General features: G+C 33.1%; 11 protein-coding genes, 1 other RNA gene and 1 other annotated feature. All 12 genes read right to left on the bottom strand.

What is annotated here, in order from left to right; genetic code table 11:
• Window position 1: 1 nt before the first annotated feature.
• A complete protein-coding gene (locus tag ACWG0P_RS03250; RefSeq protein WP_455800463.1) occupies window positions 2–1,273 on the bottom strand; it encodes a PTS transporter subunit IIC in 1,272 nt (423 codons plus the stop codon).
• A gap of 17 nt (window positions 1,274–1,290) precedes the next feature.
• Window positions 1,291–1,596 (bottom strand): hypothetical protein, encoded by a 306-nt coding sequence (locus tag ACWG0P_RS03245; RefSeq protein ID WP_455800462.1) that lies wholly within the window; start codon window positions 1,594–1,596, stop codon window positions 1,291–1,293.
• A 1-nt stretch (window position 1,597) separates the two neighbouring features.
• Complete coding sequence (locus tag ACWG0P_RS03240; RefSeq protein ID WP_455800461.1) at window positions 1,598–2,071, bottom strand: PTS sugar transporter subunit IIA; 474 nt, start codon at window positions 2,069–2,071, stop codon at window positions 1,598–1,600.
• Window positions 2,072–2,142: 71 nt separating this feature from the next.
• The gene (locus ACWG0P_RS03235; RefSeq protein ID WP_455800460.1) at window positions 2,143–5,016 is read right to left on the bottom strand and encodes a sigma 54-interacting transcriptional regulator; all 2,874 of its coding nucleotides are present in this window, start codon (window positions 5,014–5,016) and stop codon (window positions 2,143–2,145) included.
• Between the two features lie 139 nt (window positions 5,017–5,155).
• Window positions 5,156–5,746, bottom strand: a complete 591-nt coding sequence (gene recR, locus ACWG0P_RS03230; protein WP_455800459.1) for a recombination mediator RecR — start codon at window positions 5,744–5,746, stop codon at window positions 5,156–5,158.
• A complete protein-coding gene (locus ACWG0P_RS03225) occupies window positions 5,747–6,055 on the bottom strand; it encodes a YbaB/EbfC family nucleoid-associated protein (RefSeq protein WP_455792660.1) in 309 nt (102 codons plus the stop codon).
• Between the two features lie 4 nt (window positions 6,056–6,059).
• Entirely contained in the window at window positions 6,060–7,847 is a 1,788-nt protein-coding gene (dnaX, locus tag ACWG0P_RS03220; protein ID WP_455800458.1) for a DNA polymerase III subunit gamma/tau, read from the bottom strand.
• Window positions 7,848–7,928: 81 nt separating this feature from the next.
• Complete coding sequence (gene tadA, locus ACWG0P_RS03215; RefSeq protein WP_455800457.1) at window positions 7,929–8,384, bottom strand: tRNA adenosine(34) deaminase TadA; 456 nt, start codon at window positions 8,382–8,384, stop codon at window positions 7,929–7,931.
• Window positions 8,385–8,397: 13 nt separating this feature from the next.
• Window positions 8,398–8,496: signal recognition particle sRNA small type (gene ffs / locus ACWG0P_RS03210), an RNA gene on the bottom strand.
• A 275-nt stretch (window positions 8,497–8,771) separates the two neighbouring features.
• Window positions 8,772–10,058 carry a serine--tRNA ligase gene (gene serS / locus ACWG0P_RS03205; protein ID WP_455792657.1) on the bottom strand — a complete coding sequence of 429 codons (1,287 nt, stop codon included), beginning with the start codon at window positions 10,056–10,058 and terminating at the stop codon, window positions 8,772–8,774.
• 40 nt (window positions 10,059–10,098) lie between these two features.
• Window positions 10,099–10,311 (bottom strand) — a binding site (T-box leader).
• 8 nt (window positions 10,312–10,319) lie between these two features.
• Window positions 10,320–12,839, bottom strand: coding sequence for a DNA gyrase subunit A (gyrA, locus tag ACWG0P_RS03200; protein WP_455800456.1), 2,520 nt, complete (start codon window positions 12,837–12,839; stop codon window positions 10,320–10,322).
• 18 nt (window positions 12,840–12,857) lie between these two features.
• Window positions 12,858–14,801 carry a DNA topoisomerase (ATP-hydrolyzing) subunit B gene (gene gyrB / locus ACWG0P_RS03195; protein WP_455800455.1) on the bottom strand — a complete coding sequence of 648 codons (1,944 nt, stop codon included), beginning with the start codon at window positions 14,799–14,801 and terminating at the stop codon, window positions 12,858–12,860.
• Between the last annotated feature and the right edge of the window lie 7 nt (window positions 14,802–14,808).

The following is a 14,808-nucleotide window of genomic DNA, read 5'->3' as shown; positions in this document are numbered from 1 at the left end:
CTTAGCCTATTCCAAAGAATTGTCCTACTTGTACAAATACCCATAATAAGATATTTCCGCCTTCATCCCAGTTTGTAAACATTGCACCATTTTTGATTTGTTCAACAAATAATCCAGTGTTATTACATAAATCTGTACAAATTCCTGCAAGTGAAGAAGCAATCAAGGTTGCCGGGATAATCCATAGAGTTGCGCATATTACTGTATGTACAATATTCCCTTTTGTATATGGTACCATACCACCTATCCAATAAGGTAATGCTGCAAGTGATGCTATCGGTAAAAAGTTCGCCCCTGGTAGAATTGCTGCAATCATTACTGAAATTGGATACATTAAGATTACTGTCGACATTACAGATGGATCTCCTAGCAAGATTGCTGGATCAACTGCAATATATAATTCACGATCTGGAAATTTTTCTCGCATAAATTTTGACAATGCATTTGAAATTGGAATAATACCTTCTGCAATAATTGATAACATTTTAGGAAGAATTACTAATACAGCAGCTAATTTAATTGCAAGCTGAGAAGTATTGATGATATCAAAACCAGCTACAACTCCCATTACGATACCCATGATTGCTCCGATTACAGACATTTCTCCAAAGATACCGAATTTTTCTTTGATCTGTTCACTTGATGCTTTAATATCTCTTAGGCCAGGAATCTTATTGATTATCCACATAACGCCTTGTGCCCATGATGCAGTAAATGTACCAGATGTAGCTACAACAGATATACCTTCTAATCCATTGAATTCTTGTATTTTCTTCGCATGATAATCCGCAAGTTTCATATTGATTACTAATAACGCAAGTCCACTTGCGACTCCGATATACACATTACCTGTAAATGCCCACATCATTCCTGCAACAAATTCTCCATGCCAGATATTCCACATATCAACCCACAGTGTTTTTGTCCATTTTAACATAACAAGTACGAAATTGATTACAATGATTCCTATAATTACCCATACTACACCAGGCCATGCCCATGCTGCACTAACATTACCATAACCTATGTCAATTACATTAAAATTTAGTCCAAGATTATTACATAATGCTTCAGTAACAGGCGTCATTGCTGCTACAGAATAATCAACTATCAATCCTAAACCAACAAGCCCCACACCCATATATAATGCACTACGTAAACTCTTTGTTAACCCACCTTTAAAAACCATACATAATGTAAACATGATAAGAGGTACAAACACACTGCTTCCTAATGCGAAGAACCAATCAAAAAAACTTTGTAATGTTTCCATATTTTTCTCCTTTTCTATTATTTATTATTTTCTTCGTTCAATATTTCTGCTACTTTATCGATGACACGATTTTGACCATCTTCATCTCCAGTTAAAAATGAAATAGCATTCAAAACTGGAAAGTCGTAAGTTTGTCTAACATTCATAGATGCCACAAGAACAGTGATTCTATCTGCATATCTTCCAATGTCATCCAATCTTCCAACTTTTATTTCATAATCTTTAACTCCTCTTTTTTTCAAACCTTCTTCAACGCCTTGACTTGCAACTACAGATGTTAAAGTTCCTGCGCCACACACAACAAGCACCAATGCTTTACTCATTTTAATCTCCTCCCGATATACGTTTTTTCACTATATCTACAATTTTTTCTTCACTTTTGGCTTGTATCAACTCGTCAATTACCTTTTCATCTTGACACATGGATATAATTTTACTTAATATCTCTACATGTGTATGTGATTGATTCAAAGCCAGAAGCAACACAATATCTACGTCTACAATCTCTTCGCAATTATCCATACGATAAAATGGAACTTTTCTTTTTAAAGTCGCAATTGCAATACTTGGAACATTTACATATTGTGGTTCGGTATGAGGAATAGCAATGTTATACTTTCCAATTTTTAAACCAGTTGGAAATTTTTCCTCTCTTTTCAAAACTTCCTCTTTATACTCATTTTTTACATATCCATAATTTTTTAACTTTTCACTTAATGCGCAAATGATTTCTTCTTTTTCATTTGATTCTGTTTGTATGAGTATACATTCTTTTTGAATTTGAATTTCTCCTCGCAAGTGATACACCTCCCTTCTTTATCAATTTGTGAAGTTGTCCTTCACCCTTTATATAGCAAAAACCGTGCCAACTAAGTGGACGGTTTTGTATGTTTTTTTATTTCCTGGATTACATCTTCTGGATTTTCGCAATGCGATAATGATTGTATCAGCTCTTTATTAGAACAAATCTGGAAAATACCATTTGAGTAATTTATGTTCTCTTCCTGTAAGGCAGGCATCATAATAATTTTAGTTTTAAAATCTTCTTCCCACACTATTGGTTCATTTAGAGTTAACAATGCAATGGCAGGTTTTGTGACATGTTCTGTAAAACCATGCGGGATAGCAACATACTTCATGATTGTTCCACCCATCGCCTCTCGTTTATATACATCCAAGAGATATTCTTCACTTACATATCCCCCATCAATCAACATTTTCACAAGCATTTCCAAGATATCATTTTTATTTAATACATCTTTATTACAACAACAAATTAAATTTTTATCTAGTAACTCTATAATTGGATTATTTTTAGAAACTATTTTTTCTTTTATTAATGAAATTAGGTGCTCTTGAGTTTCCTTATTCATAAACTGCGAAGTAGATAAAAATGGAACTTCGCAATATTCAACTTTAAAGTTACTAACAATGGCTAATATATTATAATTTCTTTGAAGTTGATCTAATTCAAATGCAACTCCTTTTTCATTTATAATTCCTAGTGTAATTATTCGTATTGATAGTTTTGCTGCATTTAATATTTTTTGAATTTCTGACTGGATTAAGATAGCACTTCCTTTTCCTGTGAGACAAATAGAGACAATTACATTCTCTTTTTCCTTTAGTTCAATGTTCCCGTGGAAATTTATTTCCTTTTCTGCATTTAAAGCACATTCCAATTCTTCTAATGTAGTCTCATCTAAAAGAGCTCTTCTAATTGCTTCAATCACCATAACAGTATCTACTCTTGAAATAGTTCTAACATCAATTCCTGTTCTTTGGGTTATTATTTGACCAAATGTTACAAGAGATCCCATATCTGTTAAAAGTAAACAGCCTTTCTCTTGATTCAAATATTCAACAGCTCTTTGTACTTTTTCTAAAGCATCGCTTGGTGCTTCATCCAAATCACATTTCATTCCAATTGCATAATTTGTATTTAACAATTCATTTGCAACTTTAACCATTTCCATTCCTACATTGCCATGTGTTAATACAATAATTCCTATACGTCCTTGATTTTGCTTTTCTTCATTTGAAAAAGTTTTTATATACATAGCAATAAACGCAATTTCATCTTCTAAAAGATTTACATTCAACTCACTTTGTAATTCCTCAGCAATTCTTTTAGCTGCTAAAAATTCTTTAGGATACCCGTTTTTTATTTTGTTTAATTGTGGATTTATGATTGCTTTACCTATTTTTAATCTCTCATAGCTTGCACTGATATGTAAACATAATGGATAAATAATATTTGCACTGATACCTGGAATATCCTTTACAATGGTTTTCAAAGAAGAACGAACAACTTTTATTATACGTTCTCCTACAATTTCCTCAAGACGTTTCATATCGTAATTTTTATATTTCATATTCTCGAAATAATTTTCCATTTCATGATCAAGCTCTTTACCAAGTAAATTATATATTTCTTTTTCATCATCTAGATTTTCTTTCAGTTCTTCGTATCTTCCTTCAACGAACTGATATACATTTGGTTCAGTGTTGTTTTGTTTTTCCTTGTTCTGAATATTTGAAATAATCAAATCACTCTCATAGTATTTTCTAATTGAATTCAATCTATTATTTTCAATATATTCAAATGCATGTGCTGGTACATCGTCCTTACTAACTATCAATTGCTCTTCTCTTGCGGTAATACATTTTAAAAAACTCTTTGCGCATGAAACTTGTATATCACTTCTAAGCTGCCCAATATTGCCTGGGCATGAATAACTCAGCAATAACTTTAATGCCTCTTTTTCAATTACTATTCTACGATCCAATCGTAATGCTTCTTTATGAAAAAATGATTTCATAATAAAATATCTTTCACTTATTGGCCTTTCACTTAATGGAGGTAAATCAATTACCATTGGTATCCTTCTGCGAAAGGTAGTTAAAAGATAGGAATTCAAATCCTCTGTTGTTGCTGCAATAATTAATAGCTGTGCTTTTCTAGTAGATTCACTGTCTCCTAGTTTTCTATACAATCCATGATCAATTAAATAGAATAACATTTCTTGTCCTTCACTAGGTAATCTGTGAACTTCATCAAGGAACAAGATACCACCATTTGCTTTTTCTACTAAGCCTGCTTTTTCACCAACCGCACCTGTAAAAGCCCCATTTACATAACCGAATAACTGCGACATTAGTAACTCTGAATTATCAGCATAATCAGCACAATTAAAAATTATAAAAGGACTGTCCTTCCTCAAAATTCCAGATTCCACTGCAAAATTATGCATTGATTCTGCAAGTTGACTTTTACCTACACCACTTGGACCATGAATTAGTGTATGTAAACCTCTTGGAGGATATAAAACTGCAGCTTGTGCTTGAGATATTTGTAATTTCATACTACCATCATAACCAATAAGATGACGGAAATAAATATCAGGTTCGATATCTAATTTTGGGGCATCTTTTTCAATTTCTTTAAATCCTATTATTTCTGACTTGATTGCGTGTGCGACAAATCTAGATATATCATATCCTCTTTCGTTTAATATTTGTGTTAGTTTTCGATCTGAAATTTCTCCCTTTTCCCTTAATATTTCTTTTATTTCAGGGATCAATATTATTCTTCTTCTCTCTCTTGAATCTACTATCCCTTGTTGTTGTCTCAGTATTGTAACTTCCTCACGACTCAAATTACAGATTTCTGCAATTTTCTCATCTGTATAAGGATTTTTCTTATCTTCATTATCAATGAGATGCGAAATATCATATCTCATAACCTTCTCCTAACTCCCCATATTTCCCCAAGTATGTAAAGTTGTTCCATGTATCATTATATCTTCCTTTCTCATGAAAAGATAGTACGAAATTATGGAAAAATATATCAAATAAAAAAGAAGCATGAAATTCATACTTCTACATTTTCTTTCTACCTTCGAATGCTTTGATTAATGTTAGTTCATCAGCGTAATCCAAATGCCCTCCCATTGGTAAACCATGTGCTATTCTTGTAACGTTTACTTCATGTTTTTCAAGAAGCTTTGATAAATACAAAGCCGTTGTTTCTCCTTCAACTGTTGGATTAGTTGCGATAATAACTTCTGATGTATGTTTATCTATACGATTTAATAAACTTTCTATATTGATATCCTCAGGAAGTATCCCTTTTGATGTTGATATAACACCGTTTAGGACATGATATACACCTGAGTACTCACGCATCTTTTCCATCGCAATAACATCTTTAGCGCTCTGCACTACACAAATCATACCTGTATTTCTAGATGAATCCTTGCATATATCACAAAGTTCATCTTCTGCTAGGTTACCACATATATCGCATTTTCTTATACCGTCTTTCACATTGACTAGAGCATCAATAAATTCTGTAATAGTTTCTCCGCTCCATTCAATTGACTCAAAAGCATAACGTTCTGCAGTTTTTAATCCTACACCAGGTAAACGGCGATAAGCTTCTACTAATGATTCAAACTTCTTTGGATACATTTAGAAGCCTCCAGGCATCTTAATTCCACCAGTAATTGCATTCATTGTTTTTTCTTTATCTTCGTTTGCCTTTGCAAGAACTTCATTGAATGCTGAGATTAACATATCTTCTAAATCCTCTTTACTATCTTTTTCAAGTAAATCCTCATTAATCTGTATAGATTCAACAGTAAAATCACCTTTTACAACAACCTTCACAGCTCCTCCGCCCATGCTAGTTTCATAAGTCTTGCTACTTAGTTCTTGTTCTTTTTCTGCCATATCTTTCTGCATTTTCTGCGCTTGTTTTAATAATGCTTGCATATTCATAATTTTATTCCTCCGTAATAGTTATGTTTTCTTCTCCAAAGAGACTCAATATTGTTTCTTCTTGCGTTGGTTCTACAACCGTCTTATCTTCAACTGCTACATCTTCTATTTTCAATGGTTCAGGTAATGTTCCATTGATCATTCTATCTTTGAATTCTTGAATAACAACATTTTGTTGTGCTTTTGAAATACCAAATATTTTTTTGTTCTTTCCAAGTAATTCAACGATAAACTCTTGGAATTCATTGTTACTATCTACTTCATTGATTTCGTTTGCTTCTGCTTTACTATCTACACCAATAACAATGTAGTTATTTCCACTACCTACGATTGTAGCATTTCTTAATAAGCTTGCAAATCTAGCCCACTTTAAATCCACTAGATAGTCCGATATCGTGCTAAATTTGTCCATATCATATGCTTTTTCAGGCTTTGTTGCACCAACTAATAGTCCAAGCACAAAATCATTATCTAATGATTTCATAATTTTTGATGTACTTGGGATTACTTCTGTAGCTGGTTTACTTTCTTGTTTCGCCACCTGAGCTACAGGCTCTGGCTTAACTTCTTCGATAATCATTGGAATATCTACTTCTTCTGTAGTATTAGTAGCCTCGAATGTTTCACGTGAAACATTTTGAGGTTGCGGAATCTCTTTGACAGGTTCCTTTTTGGTAATAACAGGCTCTGCTACAACTTTTTCAGTAGTATTTGTAGTACTTACATCTAACATCTCTAGAAGACACACTTCAAAATACGAACCCACATTAGCTGCAAATCTATATTTATCATATGCTCCCATCAGTAAATCTATCATTTTAAATTGAGTTTTTATAGTACAACCCTTTATAATCATAGAGGCTTCTTCATTACTTAAATCATGCAACAAGCTTGCATCTTTAGTATATTCAAATATGATAGATTCCTTCAATAGTTCGATTAGATCCTCTGTTAATCGCTTTATATCAACGCCTTTTTCAATGAAATCATCAACTTTATCAAGTAATACTACTGGCTCTTTATTAAATATACTATGGAATAGTTCTAGTTTTTCCTGCACGGTAGTTATTCCATAAATTTCATTGATATGATGAAGTTCTACATGGTCTTTTGCATATGCAATACATTGATCAAGTATAGATAGAGCATCTCTTAATCCCCCATCAGCTAACTGTGCAATCAACTTAATAACATCCTCATCACATTGTATATTCTCTGCTTTTAATACAGTATGTATACGCTCAACTATTTCTGGTCTAGAAACTTTTGTAAAATCGAATCTTTGGCATCTAGATATAATTGTAGGTAATACCTTATGTGGTTCAGTTGTCGCTAAAATGAAGATTACATGTGCTGGAGGTTCTTCGATAGTTTTTAATAGAGCATTGAATGCACCTGTTGACATCATATGAACCTCATCAATAATATAAACTTTATATTTACCCTTTAAAGGAGCATATTTAACTTTCTCTATCAGAGTACGTACTTCTTCAACACCATTGTTACTAGCCGCATCTATTTCTATAATGTCTGGATGTGATCCTTCTTGTACAGATAGACAGTTATCACATTTCAAACAAGGTTTAACTTCCTCATTTTCACAATTTATAGTCTTCGCAAATATCTTTGCAATTGAAGTTTTACCAGTACCTCTAGGGCCGCTAAATAAATATGCATGAGCAATTTTGTTCTGTTCAACTGCATTTTGAAGAGTTTGAACAACATGTTTTTGTCCTGCAACTTCTTCAAAACTATTAGGTCGATATGTACGATAAAGTGCTTTATATCCCATATGACACCTACTTTCTCTATTGATAATTATATCATGCTTTCATAATAAAAAAACAAATACTTTCACTTAAAGAAGTATTTGTTATCTGTTTTTCTTACGCTTTTCTTTGAAAAAATTAGTAAGCATCAGCCCACATTCTTCTTCCATAATACCGCTCGTTATTTCAGGATAATGATTGAATCCTTTGATATTATACATATTCATACAACTTCCCATACATCCACCTTTTGGATCCTTAGCACCAAATACAACCCTCTTAATTCTTGATTGTAAAATAGCACCACTGCACATTGGGCATGGTTCTAAAGTAACATATAATGTACAGTCTTCTAATCTCCATGATCCAACTTTCTTACAAGCCTTTTGTATAGTTATAATTTCTGCGTGAGCAATCGATTGTTGTTTCTTTTCTCTTAGATTATATCCTCTTGCGATTATCTTGTCATCTTTTACAATTACACAACCAATAGGAACTTCATCTTTGGCTAATGCTTTTTTTGCTTCTTTGATTGCCTCTAACATAAATCGTTTATCCACAAGATTTACCTCCGAATATAATAAAAGCTACCACACATGATAGAGCTCCCTTAAGGCTGCTTCGTTCCCAATCTGACCTAATTCAGTAGATACCATTGTAGTAGCTATTATATTATAACATAGATTATAATTTTTTCAACTATTTCCTGAAGAACCTACTAACTCAAAATGTTTCACGTGAAACATTCTAAAATTAAAAAACAATCGTTTTGTGAAATGCTTCGAGATTAGTAAGTATCTGTCTTTTTATTTCTCATTGCAAATTAGAAAACACTATTTTTATATAAAACAGTCATAAAATACGATAAATAAAGGATATTTTCAACATATATACTGAACTGAAATAGGTGTCTGAAATTAAAAAAAAATGATGAAATTCATCATTTTTTACTGTTTTGGCATTAAAATTTTTGTTCCACCCATATATGGTTGTAAAACCTCAGGAATGTTCACACTTCCATCTTCATTTAAATTATTTTCTAAAAATGCAATCAACATTCTTGGTGGAGCAACAACCGTATTGTTTAATGTGTGCGCAAAATATTTTCCGTCTTCACCTTTTACACGAATTCCTAATCTTCTTGCTTGAGCATCAGTTAAATTTGAACAACTTCCAACTTCAAAATATTTTTGTTGACGTGGGCTCCATGCTTCAACATCAACTGATTTACATTTTAAATCCGCAAGATCACCAGAACAACATTCTAAAGCACGAACTGGAATATCTAAACTTCTAAATAAATCAATTGTATTTGTATATAATTTTGTAAACCATTCTTTACTTTCTTCTGGTTTACATACAACAATCATTTCTTGTTTTTCAAATTGATGAATACGGTACACTCCGCGCTCTTCAATACCATGTGCTCCTTTTTCCTTACGGAAACATGGAGAATAACTTGTATAAGTATATGGAAGTTTCTTTTCGTCTAAAATTGTATCAATAAACTTTCCAATCATAGAATGTTCACTAGTACCAATCAAATATAAATCTTCTCCCTCAATTTTATACATCATTCCTTCCATTTCCGCAAAACTCATAACTCCGGTAACTACATCACTGCGAATCATGAAAGGTGGAATTACATAAGTGAATCCTCTGTTAATCATAAAGTCACGAGCATAAGAAATAACTGCAGAATGAATTCTAGCAATATCACCCATTAAGTAATAAAAGCCGTTTCCTGCAACTTTTCTAGCTCCATCTAGGTCAATTCCATCAAAACGTTCCATAATATCTGTATGATATGGAATTTCAAAAGAAGGAACAACAGGCTCTCCAAACTTCTCTAGTTCTACATTTTCACTATCATCTTTTCCAATAGGAACACTATCATCTATGATATTTGGAATCTGCATCATAATGTTCTTTATTTTAGAAGTTAATTCCGACTCTTTTTCTTCGGTTAACTTCATTTCATCAGCCATAGCTTGAACTTTTTCTTTTATAGCTTGTGCTTCATCTTTTTGGCCTTTTGCCATAAGGGCACCAATTTCTTTACTTAAAGTATTGCGTTGTTGTCTTAAATCATCACCTTTTTGTTTTAATGAACGATTTTCAACATCAAGAGCAATTACTTCATCTACCAAAGGTAATTTCTTATCCTGAAACTTCTTCTTCATATTCTCTTTTACAATTTCAGGATTTTCTCTCAAAAATTTCATATCTAGCATGTTATTTTCCTCCAAAGAAATAAAAAAGAGGTATTGTCCATAAAGGGACGATACCTCGTGTTGCCACCCTTTTTAATTTATGAATAATAAATTCATAAACTATCTCTAAGCGATAACGGGTCTACCGGAATGCATTACTCAATTCATACATTCACTCCAAGGTTGATTTCATATTGTTCTATTGATAACTTCCACCATCTGTTATCTCTCTATAAATAGAAACAATATTACTTATCCTTTTCAACGATTTACTATTTTATATCATTCTTCATCTTTGTTGTCAATGATTTCTTCTTTTGCTTCATCTACAACAGTTTCTTCGGCTGTATTTTCTACAACTGGAACTTCGTCTTCAATTTCTTCTTTTTCAACGATTGCAACCTTAGCTACAGATTCTTCATCACCAACATTAATTAACTTAACACCTTGCGTATTTCTGCTATAAATACCAATCTTATCAACAGCAATACGTATGATAATTCCAGTGTTTGTCACAATCATCGCATCTTCTTCACCAGTTACTGCACGAACAGATACAAGTTCTCCTGTTTTTGGAGTAATATTGATAGTCTTAACACCTTTTGCTCCACGTGTTGTTAATCGATATTCATCAATCGGTGTTCTCTTACCATATCCATTCTCACTAACAGATAATAAGTATGATCCATCTCTTGATGTCGCAATACCAACAACGATAGCACCATCTACATTAAATCCTTTAACTCCACTAGCTGTTCTTCCCATTGGACGAACACCATCTTCATGGAATCTTACGGCTTTACCATTTGAACCAGCAATGATAATTTCATCATCACCAGTAGTTTCTTTCACACCTACTAATTCATCATCTTCACGAAGTGTAATCGCAATTTTTCCATTTTGACGAATAGAATCAAATTCTGAAGATGCAACACGTTTTACTAAACCATTTTTAGTAACGAACATCAAATATTCTGATTCACTCTCTTGTTTAACAGGAACAAGTGCTTTTACTTTCTCTTCTTTATCCAAATTCAATAGATTGACTACTGGAAGTCCCTTCGCTGTTCTTGAAGCATTTGGAATTCTATATCCCTTAATACGATATACTTTACCAACATTCGTAAACAACAATAAGAAATCATGTGTAGACATTGGAACGAGCATTTCTACGATATCATCCTCGTTTGTTGTCATTCCCTTGATTCCTCTACCTCCACGGTTTTGTGTACGATAAGTATCTGTAGGAATACGTTTAATATAACCATTTGTTGTCATAGTAATAACGATATCTTCTACTGGTATTAAATCTTCATCATCCATACCAAAATCAGCTTCACTAATTTCCGTACGTCTTTCATCACCAAATCTATTTTTCACTTCGCTTAATTCATCACGAATAATTTGTAGAACTCGATCATGATTAGCTAGAATATCTCTTAAATCAAGGATAAGCGTCATTAACTCATTATACTCATTCTCAATTTTATCTCTCTCTAATCCAGTTAATCTACGCAATCTCATTTCTAGGATTGCATTTGCCTGAATTTCAGATAACTTATACTCTTCCATTAAACGTGATTTAGCGATTGCATCAGTTTCACTAGAACGAATAATATGAATAATTTCATCAATGTGATCTAACGCAATACGTAAACCTTCTAATATATGAGCACGATCTTCTGCTTTTTTTAGTTCAAACTTTGTTCTTCTTACTGTAACTTCAATCTGATGATCAATGTAATATTGAAGCATCTCCTTCAATCCCATTTGTTTTGGTGCACGATCATGCAAGGCAAGCATATTTACACCAAATGAAGTTTGAAGAGATGTCATTCTAAATAATTGATTTAAGATAACATCTACTTGAACATCTTTTCTTAATTCAATTACAATACGAATTCCTTCACGATTAGATTCATCATTTAGATATGTAATACCATCAATTTGTTTATCTCTTACTAAATCCGCAATCTTAGTAATAAGGTTTGCTTTATTTACTTGATATGGAACTTCAGTAACAACAATTCTAGTCTTACCATTATCCATTTCTTCTATATGATGTTTACATCTTATAAGTACAGATCCACGCCCTGTTTCAAATGCTTGACGTATACCAGATCTACCTAAAATGATACCACCTGTTGGAAAGTCTGGACCCATAATATAGTTTTCCATCAATTCCATAATAGAAATTTCGGGATTATCCATTACCGCAAGTGCAGCATCAATTGTCTCTGATAAATTATGTGGAGGAATGTTTGTTGCCATACCAACCGCAATACCCACAGAACCATTCACTAAAAGATTTGGAAAACGAGATGGCATTACTGCTGGCTCACGTTCTTCACCATCATAGTTATCAATAAAATCAACAGTATCTTTATTAATATCTTTGATCATTTCCATGGCAATTTTACTCATACGTGCTTCCGTATAACGCATAGCCGCAGCTCCATCACCATCCATAGAACCAAAGTTTCCATGACCTTGAACTAACATATAACGATAACTAAAATCTTGTGCCATACGAACCATGGCATCATATACAGCTGTATCCCCATGAGGATGATACTTACCAATAACTTCTCCGACGATACGTGCGGATTTTTTGAACGGCTTACTAGCAACAATACCTAATTCGTTCATTGCATGTAGAATACGTCTATGAACTGGTTTCAATCCATCACGTACATCAGGTAAAGCACGTTCCACAATTACTGACATAGAATAATCAAGGAATGATGTTTTCATTTCCTTAGAAATATCTACTTGAATCAACTTATCTCTATTGATATCCATTTTGAAAACACCTCTCTCTTAAACATCCAATGTTGCATATTTTGCATTTTCTTGTATAAAATCTCTTCTTGGTTCTACTTCTTCACCCATTAACATTTCAAATATAGAATCCGCTTCTAAAGCATCTTCAATATTTACTTGTTTTAATGTTCTAAACGCTGGGTCCATGGTTGTCTCCCATAACTGCTCAGGATTCATTTCCCCAAGACCTTTATAACGCTGTACATTCACGTTATCACCCATTTCAGAGCGCACACGTTCCATTTCTTCTTCTTTATATACATATTCTATACGATTACCTTTTGCTACCTTAAACAAAGGTGGCATAGCGATATATACATATCCACCTTCAATGATAGGTCTCAAATAACGATAGAAGAAGGTTAACATCAATGTACAGATATGAGCACCATCGACATCGGCATCGGTCATGATTACAATTTTATGGTAACGTAGCTTACTAACATCCATTTCATCACCAATACCACAACCAAATGCAGTAATCATAGAACGTATTTCATTGTTTTCAAAAATTCTTTGTAATCTTGCTTTTTCAACGTTTAAGATTTTTCCGCGTAATGGCAATATCGCTTGAAACTTAGAATTTCTTCCTTGTTTTGCACTACCACCGGCAGAATCCCCTTCGACAATATAAATTTCGCATTCACTTGCGTCTTTTGAAGAACAGTCTGCTAATTTACCTGGCAACGATGTTATTTCAAGAGCACTCTTACGTCTAGTAAGTTCACGTGCTTTTTTCGCAGCCATACGAGCTTTACTTGCTATAATTGCTTTATCAACAATAATCTTTGCTGTATTTGGATTTTCCATGAAGAAACGTTCCAATTGATCTCCTAAGATTCCAGATACAATTCTACGAACTTCAGAATTTCCTAATTTTGTTTTTGTTTGTCCTTCATATTGAGGATCTGGATGTTTTACAGAAATGATTGCTGTCAATCCTTCTCTTACATCATCTCCAGCTAGTGTTTCATCTTTTTTAATCATATTTTGCTCTCTAGCATATGAATTAATAATTCTAGTTAATGCAAGACGGAATCCATCTTCATGTGTTCCACCTTCCATCGTATTAATATTATTACAGAAAGAATAAATATTAGGAATATATCCATCATTATATTGCATCGCTATTTCTGTTAAAATACCATCTTCCAATCCTTCTACATAAACAACTTCCTCATGTAAAGAAGATTTATTTTTATTAAGATATTCTACATATTGACGGATACCACCATCATATTTGTAATCTATTCTTCTTGGTTTTTCTTCTCTTTCATCAATCAATACAAGACGAATTCCCTTATTTAAGAATGCAAGTTGGCGAATACGAGTATTTAATGTATCAAAATCATATACTTGAGTTTCCGTAAAGATTGTAGAATCAGCTTTAAACCTTACCATAGAACCATGTGTGTCACTACTATCTACAACTTTCAAAGAATCAACAGCATTTCCACCATTTTCAAAGCGTAAAAAATGCTTCTTACCATCTTGATTAACATATACTTCTAACCATTCTGACAAAGCGTTTACAACACTGGCACCTACACCATGCAAACCACCAGAAACTTTATATGCTCCTCCACCAAATTTACCACCTGCATGAAGAACAGTAAAGATAGTTTCAACACCAGAAATACCAGTCTTTTCAACGATACCTACAGGCATACCACGACCGTTATCCTCAACACGAATAATATTATCTTTTTCAATTGCAATTTCAATATCTGTAGCAAATCCAGCAAGTGCCTCATCTATTGAATTATCTACAATTTCCCATACTAAGTGATGAAGCCCTCTTTCACTCGTAGATCCGATATACATACCTGGTCTTTTACGTACGGCTTCTAATCCCTCTAATACCTGAATGTCATCTGCAGTATAAGAGTGGTCCACTTTATTTTCCATCTCTTCTATCGCCTTCATCTGTTTTTCATCCATTGGCAAA

This window comes from Amedibacillus sp. YH-ame6 (assembly GCF_053848845.1).
This window is presented reverse-complemented; position numbering and strand designations above follow the sequence as displayed.